The sequence below is a fragment of the Peribacillus sp. FSL E2-0218 genome (assembly GCF_037992945.1).
GTDB lineage: Bacteria > Bacillota > Bacilli > Bacillales > DSM-1321 > Peribacillus > Peribacillus simplex_B.
In genome coordinates this window covers 3,288,178-3,304,360 of sequence record NZ_CP150304.1, presented here as the reverse complement: position 1 = coordinate 3,304,360, position 16,183 = coordinate 3,288,178, and the positions used below count along the sequence as shown (strand labels likewise).

The following is a 16,183-nucleotide window of genomic DNA, read 5'->3' as shown; positions in this document are numbered from 1 at the left end:
ATGCTTCGATCCATTATTCACATCTTCTTGGTTGGTTTAGCGGTGTATGCCGGTTATAAAAACCGGTACCGCTTGGTCAATGCGGCGCTATCCAATGGCTTCCTGAGAAGATTTTTAGTGACCAAATCCTTGAGCATGCCAATGTTCAGGGACAAAATGATGCAAAGCATGTTCAGTCAAACCAAATGAAAATGCCTGCATTTCTTAAAAAGGAACCTCATCAAGGTTCCTTTTTTTACTTTTTTCATGATATCGTCTATAGTTTTAAGTAACAAAATCAGAAGCTTGAGATCGATTGGAAAGTGGGGAAGGCATTGGGATTTAAAGAGGATTATTTGTTTTGGGGAACTATAAGGGAGTTGTCGGCCCATTATGATTATCGAATGATTACCGTCACGGAAAACCATCAGGAGATTTGGCTTGAAAGCGATACGAATAAGGAATTCCCTGTCATCAGGCTGATCCGGCATGATTTGGATTGGGCAAACTGGCTGAAGCGTGATATCGAACGGACTCTGCAGAATGGGGAAAGAATCAGGCAGAAATTATACAAAAAACCAATAAACATATTAAGCATCTATGTGAGTAAATTTACGCCTGTCGATGATCATGATTTCAGTTTGCAGGCTGCCTCCTATAAAAAAACGAAGGTGGACACATTCATTCTCACTTCTGAAGCATTTCAACAGTCGCTTCAGAACCTTGAGCATGTCTTGAAAAAATCACTTTCCGTTCAGGTTCTTCAAGAAGATGAAATAGATGAAGAAAAAGTACTTGCCTTAAAGAAGGACGCCATCTCCGAGTCAGTCAAAAAGGCCAAGGCAGAGCAGAAAGTGTTTCAAAATGCCAATAAGCCTTTCTTTACATATATATTCATGGCGATTCAGATAGCTGTGTTCATCTTGATGGAGTTCAATGGGGGCAGCACCAATTCCAAGACGTTGATCGAGTTCGGGGCAAAATCCTCACCATTGATCATGCAGGGGGAGTGGTGGAGGTTCCTTAGCCCGATGATCGTGCATATTGGCTTCCTTCATTTGCTGATGAACACTTTTTCCCTGTATTTAATTGGTGCTGAAGTAGAAAGGATTTACGGCAATGCCAGGTTCCTTTTCATTTATGTATTCGCTGGCTTTGCCGGGACGCTAGGCAGTTTCATCATGACCCCGAACCTATCGGCTGGCGCAAGCGGAGCGATTTTCGGCTGTTTCGGAGCACTGCTGTACTTTGGAATCGTCTACCCGAAGTTATTCATGCGCTCGATGGGATCGTCGGTCATCGTCTTGATCATCATTAACCTGATATATGGTTTTTCGGTTTCAGGCATTGACAACGCAGGACATATCGGAGGTTTGATTGGTGGCTTCCTTGCTGCTGGAGTGGTCCATCTTCCAAAAAACAAACACATTTTGCGGCAGTTGGTTTTTTTAATGGGAACGGTGATTTTGACTTATACTCTGCTCCAGTACGGCTTCCATCATCAAAACAGCTCGGCCGTCAATGATAACACGATGGCGCTGCTTGCCCAAAAATATATCGATGATGAAAAGGAAGCGAAAGCGGAAGAAATGCTGAACGATTATGTAAGTGACAACCCGGATGCACCTTTTTCGCTATTCATGCTCGGAAATTTAGCCTTTGAAAAAAAAGACATTGACAAAGCCAAGGATTATTACGAAAAATCAATCGCGGTGAATCCGGATTTACATCAAGCGCATTACAACCTTGCCTTGGTCGATATGAATCTTGGAGCATACGATCAGGCTAAGGAGCAAGCAGAAAAGGCGATTGAGCTTGCTCCGGACAATAAGTCATATGCCAAACTGCTGAAGAAGATCGAAACCCAACTATAAATCTTGGCGCAGCATGATGGGGGTACCGTCTTTCAGTGTAAACAAGACAAGTAATTCACGTTGATTCTTCGCCATAAGCAATAGGGGGATGGTGCTGCCTTGTGCATTAACGGTGGAACCATCCTCTTTCTTTATTCCTAATACATAACCTTTATAAAGGCCCTCCCAAAGCCTGCCAACAATTTCTTCCCGTTTGAATGGAGGGAATGCGGAAAGCCATTGGTTTTTTTTGTCAGGGAGGTCGGTCAATGAGATGATGTTATATTGATCCAAGTTAATGTGATACGCTTGACTGGCTTTTTCCAAGCCGCTTTGAACCGTTTGCTCGGTCAAGCTATCCAGGGTTTTTTTCCATTCAATCTGTTCTTCCGAAAGCGGACGGTGGAAATATTGAAAGGAAGGTGTCGTTATGGCATATATTTTATCTTTACTGAGCTGCTGAGCACTGGTGAAAATGGTTTCACTTGGATGAACCTCTGCATAATGAAAAGTGACGGCATCATAACGTCCGCTTTCACTTTCTTTCGCCTTCGCTTTTTGGGAGAGTTCTTGTTTATTTTGCCGCCAATTCTTTAAAGCTCCTGTCAATTTTCCATTGGTATATAAAAGGGATACGTCTTGACGCAGGTAGGCAGGCCGGTCCAATGCGGAACTCACCCTCCAAGTGATCGTATAGCTGGACCCCCCGTTTTCCTTTGGCATAAGATGTGTGGAAGCATGTTCAAAATGGAGCGAGGAATCGATGGGAAAAAAAATGATGGTTTCCTCTGCCCGCTCATTATTTGAAAAATAAAGGATGACAAAAATCGTAGTCAAGAGTAATAAAACGGTATACTTCAATTGTAATTTCATTTTTCCCCTCCATGATGCAAGCCTTTACGGGATGCATCGTCTGTCTGAAATATGAAAAATCGAAACAATTTTAGATTAGGCGTTCACTAGCCTTGTATTCCATCATATGAATGGAGTTGGACATGTATGAGGGGGAGCGGGAAATTATCAAATGAGGAAATGAACGCTTGTTACAAAACGGTGGATTCGATATACTTTCTTATAGAAAAGAGTAAAGAGGCTTATTATGAAAACATATTATGATCTTCAACAATATTTGAAAAGATTTGGTACATTTATTTATATGGGCGATCGTGTCGCCGAGCTTGAAATGATGGAGACCGAAATCAGGGAAATCCATCGGATGCAGATGATGGATACGAAAGATTATCAAATGGCAATCCTGTTAATTAGGCAGCAATTGGCCCTTGAGACGGAGAAACAGAAAAAAATTGATAAAAAAAGGTGAGAATGATGGAAAAATGGCTGATGGGTGTCGATTTAGGCGGTACAACTACCAAACTGGCTTTAATCAATTCATATGGGGAGATCATTCATAAATGGGAAATCAACACCGACATCTCCGAAAAAGGGAAATTCATCACGATGAACATTGCCAAGGCAATAGATGCGAAGCTTGAAGAATTGAATGAACCGAAGAGTAAGTTAGTGGGGATAGGGATGGGGGCCCCTGGCCCTGTGGATTTTGTCAACGGTTCGATATACGAAGCAGTGAATCTGGGGTGGAAAGACTATCCATTGAAGGATTTATTGGAAGTCGAGACCTCTTTGCCTGCGGTCATTGATAATGACGCCAATATGGCTGCTCTCGGAGAGATGTGGAAAGGTGCCGGTAATGGAGCCAAAGACCTTGTTTGTGTAACACTTGGGACGGGTGTAGGCGGGGGCATCATACATAATGGCCGGATCGTCCATGGAACAAGCGGTGCTGCAGGTGAAATAGGGCATATAACGGTTATTTCCGACGGCGGAGCTCCGTGTAATTGCGGCAAGACAGGTTGTTTGGAAACGGTTGCTTCAGCTACCGGAATCGTCCGGCTGGCTTTAGAGGCATTGAATGAGGACGATGGAACATCGTTGCTGCAGCAAAAAGTGAACGAAGGAAATGTCGTTTCTTCCAAATTGCTATTCCAATGCGCAAAAGATGGTGATTCCTTGTCAAAAGCTGTGGTCGATAAGGTAGGCAATTACTTAGGACTTGCGCTATCACATGTAGGGAATGTCATGAATCCAGATAAAATCGTAATTGGCGGTGGCGTTTCCCAGGCGGGAGGGATCTTGCTTGATACGGTCCGTGCTGCCTTTGAAAAGTATGCGTTCAAACGAGTTGGCAAGTCAACGAAAATAAGCCTTGCAACACTAGGCAATGATGCTGGGGTAATAGGGGCAGCTTGGCTAATTAAAAATCAATAGAATTCTTGAACCGTTTTCTAAGCAGCCCTGTTCGGACAGGACTGAAAGAAACGTTAAAAAAACGAAGCCTGGAGCGATCCAGGTTTTTTTGGCATTGCATTTTTTCGGGGATCGGTTCATAAAATCAGACTAGGAAGGGGGCGGAGCATTAAATGAAAGTCGTGAGCAGAAGCAGAGATACGTTGGCCTATTACAGCCAATTATTTCAAATCCCGCAAGTTTTACTGGAGGATGCCAATCCCACCATCGCTGAAGGGAATTTGCCAACAGACATCGAGGTTCAGATTCCCGGGTTCGTAACGGATAAAGAATCCCGTTCGGGGAGCACGTTGAGAGAAATCGCGTTACGATCCCAATTGCCCCTCGATGCTTTATCATTATTGAATCAAGTTGAGAAGGAAACGGTTTCCGTACCGGTCAGGATCATCAACCCCTTGCTTGTCATCGAAAAACCGTATGATTACCAATCTCTTCTTGATGACCTTGACATCCTTTCTTTTCATTATCCCTTCATTCAAGTTGAATCGATAGGGAAGAGTGTATTAGGAAAAGAGCTTTTGGAAGTACGGGTCGGTCAAGGGAAGAAGGTGATCCATTATAACGGCTCATTCCATGCCAACGAGTGGATCACCTCGGCCGTTTTGATGAAATGGCTGAATGATTTGCTGGTGGCAGTTACGAATGATCGCACGCTTTGCAGTGTGGATTGCATGTCTTTTTATCAAAATGTAACCATCTCAATCGTGCCGATGGTCGATCCGGATGGAGTCGACCTAGTCATAAAAGGAGAGCAAGCCGCTGAAGGGAAATTCGATGTTTTAAAGATGAATAACGGCAATCCCGCCTTTTACGCTTGGAAAGCCAATATCCGCGGTGTTGACCTGAATAATCAATATCCAGCGAATTGGGAGATTGAAAAGCGAAGAAAGCTTCCAAAAGCTCCCGCACCGAGGGATTTTCCAGGACAGTATTCTTTATCTGAGCCAGAAGCGTTGGCCATGAAGGAATTGGCTGAAAGACGGAATTTTGAAAGAGTGATAGCCCTTCATACACAGGGGAAGGAATTTTATTGGGGATATGAAGGACATGAACCCGAGCATTCGGCGAGTATGGCGAGGGAGTTCGAGATGCGCAGCGGATATCGTGCCGTTCAATACGTGGATAGCCATGCGGGGTATAAAGATTGGTTCATACAGGAATTCAAACGACCTGGCTTCACGATTGAGCTGGGTACGGGAATCAACCCACTTCCTTTGTCGCATCTTCCTGGAATTTATGAAGATTCCGTGAAGATTTTAATGGCAGGACTGTATATGTGATTAGATTTTACTACGGAATATACTTCCACAAAAATATAAGATAATTATTCGCCACATTTTCTCTTTTTTACTTTATAATGAAAGTCGTAAGGATTCGAATAATCCTTGCTCTTTCTAATGTCTCGCTCACATATGCCAGGCGTTTTTAGTTTTGAAGTTGGAGGTGTGTGGAGATTAAAGCAATCAAAGCAGCGCTTTGTATGCGGCTTACCATTGGCAAGATGTTGTGTATCGTCCCATTATTTATCTCCACTATCCTTCTTATCTCGGCTTGTGAGCCTTCCAAGGACCTTAGTAAACCCGTAACTGATACGGAAAAAGAACACTCCCCATCCAACTTAGGGAATTCTTCCCGTGATTGGAAGATCCCGACTGATGAAACCGAAAAAATCGATCAAATCTATGGATGGCTTGATACCAAAACCATTTTATTTGCTGAGAAGCGGGATGGCAATAAAGTCCCCCAGTTAATGGCTTGGAACCTGGAAACGAATGAAACGTCCGTTTTCTATCAGCCCGCCATTGCGTTTTCCGAAGTTTCAATCAGTCCATCTGGAACGCATACTTTGATTTCGTCCTTCACGTCTTCGGGCAAAGCATCGATCACCATTCTCGATCGTACAGGCAATCCATTGTATTCTATGGCGATACCCGCCTATGAATTAGCTTATGAGTGGAACTCCTATCGAGATGGAACGCTGTTTTTATCAAGTTTTAACGAAGATTGGACCTATAGCTCTTATGTGCTGAACCCAGATGATCAATCAATGGAAACACTGGACTTTCCACAGCCCTTTGCTCAATGGGCAGGTGAAAAGGATTTGATGTTTCTCGATTGGGACCGGGATGAACCTGCTTTGACGGCTCCCTTAGTAAAGAAGGCGCTGAATGATGATACGGCGGATAGCCTTATGCTCGATGTCATTCACTTTAAAAAAATGAAGCATGCGCTGATGACGATTCAAGTGGAGACAGAAAAACATGATCGGGGTACATACGCTTTTTATGATCAATCTAACAAGCCGATTCACTCTTTTTCCGTGCCGCTATTGAAAAGCTTTTCAGATTGGGTGATTCCTTCCTATGATTTCAATGAAAAAAACAAGGAATTCATCACGTTCATTCCAAATGAATCAAAAGACGCGGACCAATATGAGGGAAGGTTTACCTTGACTAAATTAAATTGGGAAAAAGGCACACAAGAAGAAGTGATGAAGGACATGGAAAATGAACCGTTAAGCTGTTCGCTTGATGGCAACTTCTGCTTATATGGATATCAATTCGAGAAAATCATTGATATGAAAACCCATCAAATACAAAGACTATTTAAAAAACAATGATGATCTAAATTAAAAGCTCGCCACAATGGCGAGCTTTAGCTTTCATACTGTAGGCACACTCTGTAAGGATGGAGTGTGTTTACAGTATTTTTTTAGGTTCAGAAAGTCTGAACACTGTTTTTCAAACGACTTTGCGTGAAAACTATTATAAATCCTCTATTACCCACGTTAGTTTCTGTCCATCGACCGTTTCATTCGTTGACGCGCCTTTCCCGCAGGAGTCGTTGCTTTCCGTTCCATTACACTTAGATTTAACAGATAGAAAGAACATCTCTGCCCACAGTATCGGGTTTCTACTTAGACCGTTTCATTCCACTTCAGGCACTCGCTTTCCGCGGGCGGCCCGTGAGCCAGCCTGCGGGGTCTCACGTTGACACGCATTTCCCGCAGGAGTCTCGTTGCCTTCCGTTGCATTCCACTTTGCGTGTGATGGAATTCCCATTGTTCTCAGTTAATCCACATGATTAGCCTGGATAATAATAGTGTAGGCACTTGCGATACTGACATAGGCTCCGAGACTTCACGAGATTCTTCGCTAAATTACCTAACTATTAAATCGGTCCCCATGATAATGAAAAGTCCTCATATAAACCTACTAGTTCGAATTGCTAATTCCAAATTTAAGAATACACATTTCAAAATTGGAACGCTATGGTGTAGTTTTACATGATTTAATTTGATTATTAACAAATACACCGTAGTAAGTTTTGTATTATTAGGGAGGGCTGAAAACAATTATTACCTCTGCGATGTTTCTGTTTCATATACTCCAGATGATTTATAGATATGTAACATTCCATCGCATTAGTGAATTTGTTAAAAAACTAATTTAAGACAAGAAAGAACTAGGAGATGTATTAGTTGAAAAAAATAATTTCATTTATTGCAGTTTTCATCTTAATATTTGCATTTTTTTTACAGCCTCGTGAAACTAAGGCAAAGAATCAAAGCGAAAAAAATTACTTAGTAGAGTTTAATAAAAAATTGGATACTAAATTAATAGAAAAAGAGGGAGGGGAAATTAAAGGAAAATACAAGCATTTTAAGACTGCAAAAGCATCATTAACAACTGATGAATTATATAAAATAAAGAAAAATCCAACTGTAAAATTAATTGAAGAAGATTTAACCGTACAATCTACTCCTTTAAATGGAGAAACATATCTTGAAAATGGATATAGTTGGGGAACAAAAGAATTAATGCAGATAAAGCTCATGAAAATGGTATTACTGGAAAAGGCATTAAACTTGCCATTTTAGACACGGGAATTTCAAAGCATTCTGGGCTTCATTTATAGATAGTGAAGAAGATGCTATAGATTTAAACGGTCACGGAACAGCAGTAGCTAGTGTAATTGCAACTTCATATGAAAATTCTGGTTACCACGGAGTAGCTCCAGATGTTAAATTGTATGTTGGGAAAGTACTCGATCAAAATGGTAATAAAAGGTTAAGTTTATTTACTGATAAATAAAATAAAGGGGAATTTACTTTGTATTTGTTAATATCAATTATTTTATCTGTTATATTAGGTTATCTATTGCTTATGATGGGACCTTTGGTTGGTGGCTTCCTTGCTTTTGGGATAGTTGCTGGCACCTTATTTAGAGGGCTTTATCTTTTAAATGACATACATAAAAGACTACCAAAAGATGCACCAAAACCCGAAAAAGCAAAAGAGGCTTAAGAAAACTATTTGAAAGAGAAAGACCGAGGGTAGAGAATTTTCTCTAACCTTTTTTTAATTACACAGCACATCTATACGCATTAACTGTTAAGTAGTTAGATTTTTTGCAGGATGAAATAAGCATTTGCTCCACCTGTTATTCAAAGTTCAATGTTTAACAATTTAGATTATTAAAACAATACAGGTAATTGTCAAGATATTTGGTTATAACACCTTGAAAACGCCTAATCCAAGTTTTCAAGCGACTGGTGGAAGTTGTTCACGTTCTGGATGTGAAAGATACCTTTCTTTATATATTGTTTCTGTCTTTCATTGATAGTTTCGTGTTGTAATCCCTTTATTCTTGCTAACACTTTTTAGTTGGTTGCTGTCTCTGTGCATAGTAAAGAAGAGGGGATGTATAAACTCACCTATGACTGCATCTACTTCTTCTGCTATTACACGACCAGTCCCACCTTTAGGAGCAATCATATTACCATTTCGGTCTTGGACTAGGACAACGGCTATTTTAAAATCAGGTCCTTAATAGTTCGTTTCTTAGGTTCTCGATGAGTTACTTCTCTACCTTTTAAAGACTCCTTAAAGAAGGTCTCGTCACTTTCAACGATACCTTGTGATTGGTTGAAACTTAACGAACTAAGGGCGTTCAATATCTTATGTTTCTAATAAAATGCAGTTGATATGTGTATTTTTAAGCGGTTAGCGATTTTCGGAAGAATAAAGCCCTCCACCATCATTTCCATATACTTCACCCTTTTTTCAGGATAGAGTGAGCCCGCAAATGGGTTGGTCATATCGTTGAAGGTCTTGTTGCAATCGTTACAAAGATAGGGTTGGCTAGTGTGATATTACCATTACGTTTCAATGATGTACTATCCAATGAACACAAGCCATTCCACTATTGTGCATAGCATAAAATAGGAGGTGATAAAAATGGGAAAGAGAATTTTTCCGCTTTTTATAATACTTATTGTTTCTGCAATGGCGATAACTTTTTTATTGCGTATGGGACCTTTTGAACAGCCCATCTGGATGCAAGTAGTATTTTTATTTTCCACCTCTACGTTTACATATATTGCTTTTAAGAATAAATCTGAAATTTCATTTGTTATTGTAAGCATTTGTGCTATCGTAATGCTATTTTCTTTATCGCTAAGGTTTTTTTTGTTTTTGAATTCATAGGAAGTTCGCTTTACTCAATATGAATTGCCCCGTATATGTTAGACACCAAACTAACATGTACGGGGTGTTCTCTTATTACGTAACCCCGATCCATTAGGACTATATGAATAGAAACACTAATGTATTTTAATAACCTTCGTTGAGACTTCCCCCAAACAATATCTATATTGTTTCGATTCTAACCTTAGTTTTCACGCCGAGGGGAACGGAACAGAGCGGTCTAAGTACAGATACTCCAAACTTTAGGCAATCGGGGAATCAAAAAAGGTTTCGGAAGGGATATCCTTCCGAAACCTTTTTTGATTTAATGGGCAACAGGAAAGCCGCTGTTAATGATTGTCATGACAGTGAACCAGCCAAATACGACCGCACTGCCGGCTGCAAATATGAATCCTAAGAAGTTTCTCTTTTTTAATGAGGTAAATACAGCAGCCACTCCCAATATAGCCACCAGTCCGAACACGACCATTAATATCATCGTAAAACCCCCTTTTTTCGTAATGCCAATCCTTAATAATATACCCAGAGGATGAAACAACTACCAAAAATATGTAGAAAAGAATGCATTTGTTAATATTTTAATATTTTTTCAATTATTTGTCGAGGCTTAAAGGCGAATCTCACCTGGCTAGCAGTGTTTTGGATTACCATGAACGGCATGATTTGGTGTAAGATGGAGGGAGAAAATCTTATTGGAGTGATGGAAATGAAATGGACACAAATTCCTCTTGGACCCCTGCAAACGAATTGCTATGTCGTTTCGGATGGAAATGATTGCATCATTTTCGATCCGGGTGAAGAGCCGCAGAAAATCATACAATATATACAAACAAAAAAGTTGAAGCCTTTGGCAATTTTATTGACGCATGCTCATTTTGACCATATCGGTGCTCTTGATGTTATTCGGGATCATTATGAAGTGCCTGCCTATCTTCATGAAAAAGAGGCCAAGTGGCTGCTTGATCCCGCATTGAACGGCTCGTTGAACTGGTTCCCAGAAAACCCGATGCGCATGAAGCCGGCTGATCATATTATAACAAATGAGCACGAGCTTGCGATTGGGGGATTCACTTTCGAAGTTTTCGAAACCCCCGGACACTCACCCGGCAGTGTTTCCTATTTTGCAAGGGATGAACGGCTGCTCTTTTCAGGAGACGTCTTGTTCCAAGGAAGCATCGGCAGGACTGATTTAATAGGCGGGAGCGAAGCGGTCCTGCTAAAAAGCATAGATTCGAAACTGCTGCCGCTTCCTGATGATACGATCGTTTTTCCGGGACATGGGCCAGTCACGACCATTTTAGATGAAAAGAATGACAATCCCTTCTTGAGATAACAATCCCTCAGGTGCCAGATGGCACCTGTTTTATTTTTCGTTCTTAAATGTGTGAATATTGAAAAAGGTCGCTCGCGGAATTATACTGAGTATATTTCAAGGAAAAACGAACACACGGAATTTTGAGCATGACTGTTGAAGAAGCACCCACCGGGAGGTTCAGTTCCTTAATGATCGCGGTTCAAGGAAGAGGAGGCGTTATGTTGAGACATCACTTGAAGGAAATGATTGAAAGCAGCCCGAAAAAGAGAATTTCCTATCATGACTACATGGCTGCCGCTTTATATGCCCCCACCATCGGCTACTATGCGAGCCCCAAAAAGAAAATCGGTTCTAGAGGGGATTTCTATACGTCGGGCAATGTCGGGGACGCATTTGGGAGGTCGCTTGCGAGATGGTTCGTTCATTTGATAAAAGTGTGCGGGATTTCCCCTAAAATCGTCGAAGTCGGTGCGGGGGACGGGAAGCTTGCTTACGACATCCTTGTCTATATAAAAGAAACCGAGCCGCTGATTTGGGACTCGCTGACGTATGTCCTGGTGGAAACGAGTCCCTACCACAAAAAGGCGCAACAAGAACGTATGGGGATGTTCAAACAAGCATTTTTTGCTTCAGGGGCAGAAGAATGGACAAGCATGGATGGAATCGTCTTTTCAAATGAATTTTTCGATGCATTGCCTGTCCATGTCATTGAAAAGGATGATGGGGCCCTAGTAGAGGTATTTGTCACGATTAAGGATGGCCATTTGCTGGAAGTGAAGGAACCTTTGTCAAACCCGGACATTCTTTCTTACCTTACAGAACGATCCGTGACATTACATGATAAGCAAAGGTATGAAATTCCGCTAAAGATGGTTGAGGAGTATGAAAAGATCGCTTCAAACATCGAATCGGGGATCCTTCTTACGATCGATTATGGTTATATTCAAAAGGAATGGATGGAACCTGCACATCATCAGGGAAGCCTAAGGGGCTATTATCAGCATGAAATGATTGGAGATGCCCTTATGTATCCAGGTGATATGGATTTGACGACACATATCCATTTTGACACATTAATGGATAGGGGAGAAAGAAATGGTTTAGGAACCTGCAAACTTTATCAGCAGCATGAATTCCTGCTTAAAACGGGAATTCTTCAGGAATTGAAGGAACACCAAGAAACGGATCCATTCTCAAAAACGGCAAAACGTAATCGTGCGATTCGGGGGTTAATCGTTCCAGGAGGGTTCAGTGAGCATTTCAGGGTGCTGGTTCAAACGAAGAATCTAGCTGTAACAGCAAAGGTTTTTCCTGAATGATGACATGTGAAAACCCATGAACCAAAATTCATGGGTTATGTATCATGCTTATTTCGTTCTTAATGGGCGGCACCAGGAGTCATCATAAATACGCTCCAGTACGAAAACCCTGCAAAGAAAATGGTAAGATAGGCGCCAAAAACATAAATATACATGCGCTCAGATAATTTCAAATAACTTAAAAGAACAAAAAAGATAGTTTGTGCGAAGAAAAGTAAAGACGTTTGATGCATATGGCCCAGATAAAAGAAAATAGCCATAATTCCTGTCCAAAAACCACATACCCTGAACATGCGTTCCATCCGAATCCCTCCTTTTTCTAGTCTTCTACATTCCAAATAATTATAAATGAAATTGTAAGGTAATGTAAAGGATGCCTTTTGTTTCTATGTGAGAACCGAAGCTTGATAAGAGCACGTGGAACAATCAGACATCATATTTTCCAGTTCCACAATATGGACATTTGTAAACAAGGCTTCGAACATTCCTTTTAAGAAGGAGTTGTGCATGGAGCAGATGATACTTGGCTCTACGGCGGTAACTTCCTTGAACGGACAATTGAAGATACGGAAGTGTATGTTATTTTCTTCTTCGCTTGCTTGAATTTCAGGCGAGAACCCCGCAATGGCAGCGGCATTTTTAAGCATGCCGACTTTTTCCGCAAAAGAAAGGCTGTCGACCGAGTTTAAGCTCATGGCTAGTTGCTGGTTGACCAATTCCTCGCCGAACACCTTTCCCGTATCATATAGCGCCTGTTTGCCTTGCTCCCCTAATGTCATCATCGTCTGGATGGCAATCCTTGAAAGCAGCTGATAGTCCCTATAGGGAAAATGCAGCTGAATGACTTTATCAGACAAGCGATAAAGCCTGCTTGGACGTCCGCCTTTCCCGGTTTTACGGGCTTCGGATGTCAGCATGTCAATATCTTCGAGTTTTGATAAATGCAGACGGGCGACATTTGGATGGATGCTGAATGAATCGGCAATTTGCTGTACCGTCACATCCCCATGATTGTTCACAATATATTGATATATATAATACCGAGTGGGATCTGCTAACACGTTCGTGATTTTTAACGTATGCTCCATTTTATCCTCCTGATTACCATAGTTTTACTTGTTTATTATAATACAGGCAGAAAAAAATGGAATAACAGAACTGGCAATCTCGCTTCAGATACAAAAAGTTCACATTTCCCCCGTTTTTTATCAAGCTAATTAATATACAATTATTGTACAAATGTTATACAATGATTCTGTAGATTAGTTATATATAAATTGTGGATGAGGGGTTGTGAATATGGAACGATTGACTTTCTTTTCGTATCCAAGCTGTACATCATGCCGAAAAACAAAAAAATGGTTAAAGGCCAATCATATTTCTTTCGAAGAGCGCCATTTATTCAGAGAAACGCCAACGGAAGCAGAATTAAAACGGATTCTGGCATTGACGACCGAGGGACTTGACGAACTACTGGCAACAAGAAGTGAAGCATATAAAGGCTTACATGTTAATATTGACGAAATGATGCTATTTGATGTAATCCAATTACTTACAAAAGAGCCAAGGCTATTGAGAAGGCCCATCCTCATCGATGGTGAAAAATTAGTGATCGGCCACAATGAAGATGCATTGAAAAATTTGGTTTCCAAAAAGCAGGATTTGAAAATGAGCATGTAAAAATCATTCTCGGAAATTTTTCGGGAATTTTTTTATTTGTAAGGAGGAAATTGTCGGTCGTTGTCGAATTTTAAAATCAAGAAAAATAGGAGGTGAAGATTGATTTGATATCGATAGAAAAAACGGCAGAAAAAATCCTGACTCGTGCCATTCGGTTATCGGCGACTGACATCCATATTTTTTTTCGCAGGGAGGGGCCGCTCATCCAATTCAGGATAGACAATAAGCTCGTACCGCAAGAAACAATATCATTCTTTGAAGCTGAAAGGCTTATAGCCCACTTGAAGTTCCTTGCCGCAATGGATATAGGCGAAAAAAGGAGGCCGCAAAGTGGCGCCATCACCATGAATTTAGCTGACCAAGTGGTAGGACTTCGCCTCTCCACACTCCCCACTGCCTATCTCGAAAGTCTGGTCATCCGCTTGATACCCCAACAGAATATCCTTCCGCTAGAACAATTATCCTTATTCCCGAATACCGCCCAAAAATTGATCGCGCTCCTGAAGCACTCCCATGGCATGCTCATTTTTACCGGCCCCACCGGCAGCGGGAAAACGACTACCCTATATTCCCTGCTTCATCATGCACGTGTGATGCTCAATCGAAATATCATTACACTTGAAGATCCGATTGAAAATGTGTCCGAAAAGGTGCTGCAAGTCCAAATCAATGAAAAGGCGGGCATTACCTATTCCGTCGGCCTAAAAGCTGTGCTTAGGCATGACCCGGACGTGATCATGGTGGGGGAAATCAGGGATTCGGAAACGGCGAAAATCGCGGTGCGTGCCGCATTGACCGGACATTTGATCCTGACGACGATGCATACAAGGGATGCACAAGGGGCCATCTCCAGGCTGCTTGAATTTGGTGCAAGCCTGCTTGAAATAGAACAAAGCTTGGTTGGCGTGACAGCTCAGCGTCTGGTTGAACTTCGCTGCCTTTCGTGTAACGGGGATTGTCCATCTGCTTGCGAACGGACGGATAGGACGAAAAGGGCGAGTGTGTATGAATTGCTTTTTGGGAAAAGCTTGGCCGACCTTTTCCAAACGATTAAGGATGAAAAGGGCGGCGCGTCTGTCAGCTATCGTAGATTAAAGGATGAAATTGGTAAAGCGGTTGCCATGGGTTTTGTCGGTACACAAGAATACGATCGGCTGGTATATCGTGATGACTAAAAGTAAATGGCAGTTGAAGGAACAAGCCGTCTTCGTTACGAAGCTAGGTGAATTATTAAGCCATGGCTATCCCTTGGCAGAAGCAATCCGTTTCCTCGAGTTTCAAGAATCCAAGAAGAAGGCGGGAGATTTCTCTAAAGCCTTACAAGATTTAAGGAATGGCTATCCCTTGCATCAAGTGCTGTCCCATCTAGATTTTCATCCACAACTTGTCAGTTATATCTTTTATGGAGAGCAGTACGGCGACCTTGATCGGGCGTTGAAAGAAGGCGGGGGATATTGGAAGAAAAGAACGGAAGATCTGGATAAAGTAAAAAAAATATTGGTTTACCCCATATTCCTGGCTTTTTTTGTAGGCATCGTGTTTTATATTCTCCAAAGTGTTCTCCTTCCCCAATTCCAGGCCATCTATTTAACGATGGATGTCGATCAAAATGCCATCCTGATTCTGTTGTCTGCATTTTCCTTCATTCTGCCTCTTCTTCCCTTCGTTTTGCTTTTCTTGATCCTATTCTCGTATCTGCTCAAGCTCTTTTGGTTCAACCGATTATGCCCTTTACGGCAGCGAACGATCCTGATGGGCATTCCGGTATTAGGGAACTTCATCAAATTATATGAAACCTATTTTTTTGCAAGCCAATTCAGCGGCATGCTTTCCGGTGGATTGTCCATTAACGAAAGCATTAAATTGTTCTCGATAAATCAGCAGCAGCCATTTTATCAAAAACTCTGCTCGATCATGAAGGATGACCTGACAGAAGGCCGTTCGCTTGAAATGATTTTTCGTGAATTGCCTTATTTTGATAAGAATTTGCCAGTGGTTGCAGCAAATGGACAAAAATACGGGAGGCTTGATGTGGAGCTATTGCATTACAGCCGTTTCTTGCTTGAGAGGATGGAAGAGAAAATGAACGTCACCCTAAAAATCCTCCAACCCCTTATGTTTTCGGTGATAGGTCTCCTGATCGTGTCGATTTATTTAGCGGTTTTGCTGCCGATGTTCTCATTGCTCGATGGGATTTAAGAATTTCATTATTGAAATGTGGAG

Annotated in this window: 18 protein-coding genes and 1 pseudogene; 14 read left to right on the top strand and 5 right to left on the bottom strand. The window is 41.5% G+C overall.

The window, feature by feature from the left end; translation table 11 throughout:
* Both MHI53_RS15895 and MHI53_RS15890 read left to right on the top strand, forming a co-directional pair.
* A complete protein-coding gene (locus MHI53_RS15895) occupies positions 1–189 on the top strand; it encodes a hypothetical protein (protein WP_100530859.1) in 189 nt (62 codons plus the stop codon).
* 125 nt (positions 190–314) lie between these two features.
* Complete coding sequence (locus tag MHI53_RS15890) at positions 315–1,853, top strand: rhomboid family intramembrane serine protease (protein ID WP_340371717.1); 1,539 nt, start codon at positions 315–317, stop codon at positions 1,851–1,853.
* On the opposite strand, the gene MHI53_RS15885 is transcribed toward MHI53_RS15890, so the two are convergent.
* Positions 1,848–2,705 (bottom strand): hypothetical protein, encoded by an 858-nt coding sequence (locus MHI53_RS15885; RefSeq protein ID WP_340371716.1) that lies wholly within the window; start codon positions 2,703–2,705, stop codon positions 1,848–1,850. The two genes, MHI53_RS15890 and MHI53_RS15885, sit on opposite strands and share 6 nt — an antisense overlap.
* 226 nt (positions 2,706–2,931) lie before the next feature.
* Here MHI53_RS15885 and MHI53_RS15880 point away from each other — a divergent pair, with 226 nt between their 5' ends.
* The 6 genes from MHI53_RS15880 to MHI53_RS15855 all read left to right on the top strand — a co-directional run bounded on the left by MHI53_RS15880 (position 2,932) and on the right by MHI53_RS15855 (position 8,464).
* The gene (locus MHI53_RS15880; RefSeq protein ID WP_061141985.1) at positions 2,932–3,153 is read left to right on the top strand and encodes a YqgQ family protein; all 222 of its coding nucleotides are present in this window, start codon (positions 2,932–2,934) and stop codon (positions 3,151–3,153) included.
* Between the two features lie 2 nt (positions 3,154–3,155).
* Complete coding sequence (locus MHI53_RS15875; RefSeq protein ID WP_340371715.1) at positions 3,156–4,118, top strand: ROK family glucokinase; 963 nt, start codon at positions 3,156–3,158, stop codon at positions 4,116–4,118.
* A gap of 152 nt (positions 4,119–4,270) precedes the next feature.
* A complete protein-coding gene (locus MHI53_RS15870; RefSeq protein ID WP_061141987.1) occupies positions 4,271–5,437 on the top strand; it encodes a M14 family metallocarboxypeptidase in 1,167 nt (388 codons plus the stop codon).
* 167 nt (positions 5,438–5,604) lie between these two features.
* Positions 5,605–6,777: a hypothetical protein gene (locus tag MHI53_RS15865; RefSeq protein ID WP_340371714.1), complete on the top strand. Its 1,173-nt coding sequence runs from the start codon at positions 5,605–5,607 to the stop codon at positions 6,775–6,777.
* Between the two features lie 861 nt (positions 6,778–7,638).
* Entirely contained in the window at positions 7,639–8,037 is a 399-nt protein-coding gene (locus tag MHI53_RS15860; RefSeq protein ID WP_340371713.1) for a protease inhibitor I9 family protein, read from the top strand.
* Between the two features lie 232 nt (positions 8,038–8,269).
* Positions 8,270–8,464 (top strand): hypothetical protein, encoded by a 195-nt coding sequence (locus MHI53_RS15855; RefSeq protein ID WP_061141990.1) that lies wholly within the window; start codon positions 8,270–8,272, stop codon positions 8,462–8,464.
* A gap of 139 nt (positions 8,465–8,603) precedes the next feature.
* Here MHI53_RS15855 and MHI53_RS15850 read toward each other — a convergent pair.
* Positions 8,604–9,364, bottom strand: a pseudogene (locus tag MHI53_RS15850) (IS1595 family transposase); the annotation flags it as partial.
* Between the two features lie 33 nt (positions 9,365–9,397).
* Between MHI53_RS15850 and MHI53_RS15845 the strand changes: the two are divergent.
* Positions 9,398–9,646 (top strand): hypothetical protein, encoded by a 249-nt coding sequence (locus tag MHI53_RS15845; RefSeq protein WP_340371712.1) that lies wholly within the window; start codon positions 9,398–9,400, stop codon positions 9,644–9,646.
* Positions 9,647–9,950: 304 nt separating this feature from the next.
* Here the strand turns inward: MHI53_RS15845 and MHI53_RS15840 are convergent, their stop codons facing one another.
* Positions 9,951–10,124, bottom strand: a complete 174-nt coding sequence (locus MHI53_RS15840; RefSeq protein ID WP_064505148.1) for a DUF2759 domain-containing protein — start codon at positions 10,122–10,124, stop codon at positions 9,951–9,953.
* 228 nt (positions 10,125–10,352) lie between these two features.
* Between MHI53_RS15840 and MHI53_RS15835 the strand changes: the two genes are divergently transcribed.
* Together MHI53_RS15835 and MHI53_RS15830 are read left to right on the top strand one after the other, a co-directional pair.
* On the top strand, positions 10,353–10,979 hold the full coding sequence (locus tag MHI53_RS15835; protein WP_061142098.1) for an MBL fold metallo-hydrolase: 627 nt from the start codon (positions 10,353–10,355) through the stop codon (positions 10,977–10,979).
* Positions 10,980–11,182: 203 nt separating this feature from the next.
* The gene (locus MHI53_RS15830; protein ID WP_185113069.1) at positions 11,183–12,280 is read left to right on the top strand and encodes an SAM-dependent methyltransferase; all 1,098 of its coding nucleotides are present in this window, start codon (positions 11,183–11,185) and stop codon (positions 12,278–12,280) included.
* A 59-nt stretch (positions 12,281–12,339) separates the two neighbouring features.
* Here the strand turns inward: MHI53_RS15830 and MHI53_RS15825 are convergent, their stop codons facing one another.
* The gene (locus tag MHI53_RS15825; RefSeq protein ID WP_061141993.1) at positions 12,340–12,582 is read right to left on the bottom strand and encodes a DUF2626 domain-containing protein; all 243 of its coding nucleotides are present in this window, start codon (positions 12,580–12,582) and stop codon (positions 12,340–12,342) included.
* Positions 12,583–12,666: 84 nt separating this feature from the next.
* On the bottom strand, positions 12,667–13,368 hold the full coding sequence (locus MHI53_RS15820; protein ID WP_061141994.1) for a helix-turn-helix domain-containing protein: 702 nt from the start codon (positions 13,366–13,368) through the stop codon (positions 12,667–12,669).
* 211 nt (positions 13,369–13,579) lie between these two features.
* On the opposite strand from MHI53_RS15820, the gene MHI53_RS15815 reads away from it, so the two are divergent.
* The 3 genes from MHI53_RS15815 to comGB all read left to right on the top strand — a co-directional run bounded on the left by MHI53_RS15815 (position 13,580) and on the right by comGB (position 16,159).
* Entirely contained in the window at positions 13,580–13,960 is a 381-nt protein-coding gene (locus tag MHI53_RS15815) for a Spx/MgsR family RNA polymerase-binding regulatory protein (protein WP_061141995.1), read from the top strand.
* Positions 13,961–14,064: 104 nt separating this feature from the next.
* Positions 14,065–15,135 carry a competence type IV pilus ATPase ComGA gene (comGA, locus tag MHI53_RS15810; protein WP_340371711.1) on the top strand — a complete coding sequence of 357 codons (1,071 nt, stop codon included), beginning with the start codon at positions 14,065–14,067 and terminating at the stop codon, positions 15,133–15,135.
* Positions 15,128–16,159 carry a competence type IV pilus assembly protein ComGB gene (gene comGB, locus MHI53_RS15805; RefSeq protein WP_061141997.1) on the top strand — a complete coding sequence of 344 codons (1,032 nt, stop codon included), beginning with the start codon at positions 15,128–15,130 and terminating at the stop codon, positions 16,157–16,159. The genes comGA and comGB overlap by 8 nt, the downstream gene beginning before the upstream one ends.
* Positions 16,160–16,183: the final 24 nt, after the last annotated feature.

Excerpts from the sequence above, each read along its gene's own strand:
- MHI53_RS15875 (WP_340371715.1), top strand. The coding sequence starts at position 3,156 with ATGATGGAAAAATGGCTGATGGGTGTCGATTTAGGCGGTACAACTACC.
- MHI53_RS15895 (WP_100530859.1), top strand. The coding sequence starts at position 1 with ATGCTTCGATCCATTATTCACATCTTCTTGGTTGGTTTAGCGGTGTAT.
- MHI53_RS15845 (WP_340371712.1), top strand. The coding sequence starts at position 9,398 with ATGGGAAAGAGAATTTTTCCGCTTTTTATAATACTTATTGTTTCTGCA.
- MHI53_RS15815 (WP_061141995.1), top strand. The coding sequence starts at position 13,580 with ATGGAACGATTGACTTTCTTTTCGTATCCAAGCTGTACATCATGCCGA.
- MHI53_RS15885 (WP_340371716.1), bottom strand. The coding sequence starts at position 2,705 with ATGAAATTACAATTGAAGTATACCGTTTTATTACTCTTGACTACGATT.
- MHI53_RS15870 (WP_061141987.1), top strand. The coding sequence starts at position 4,271 with ATGAAAGTCGTGAGCAGAAGCAGAGATACGTTGGCCTATTACAGCCAA.
- MHI53_RS15840 (WP_064505148.1), bottom strand. The coding sequence starts at position 10,124 with ATGATATTAATGGTCGTGTTCGGACTGGTGGCTATATTGGGAGTGGCT.
- MHI53_RS15880 (WP_061141985.1), top strand. The coding sequence starts at position 2,932 with ATGAAAACATATTATGATCTTCAACAATATTTGAAAAGATTTGGTACA.
- MHI53_RS15825 (WP_061141993.1), bottom strand. The coding sequence starts at position 12,582 with ATGGAACGCATGTTCAGGGTATGTGGTTTTTGGACAGGAATTATGGCT.
- MHI53_RS15820 (WP_061141994.1), bottom strand. The coding sequence starts at position 13,368 with ATGGAGCATACGTTAAAAATCACGAACGTGTTAGCAGATCCCACTCGG.
- comGB (WP_061141997.1), top strand. The coding sequence starts at position 15,128 with ATGACTAAAAGTAAATGGCAGTTGAAGGAACAAGCCGTCTTCGTTACG.
- MHI53_RS15835 (WP_061142098.1), top strand. The coding sequence starts at position 10,353 with ATGAAATGGACACAAATTCCTCTTGGACCCCTGCAAACGAATTGCTAT.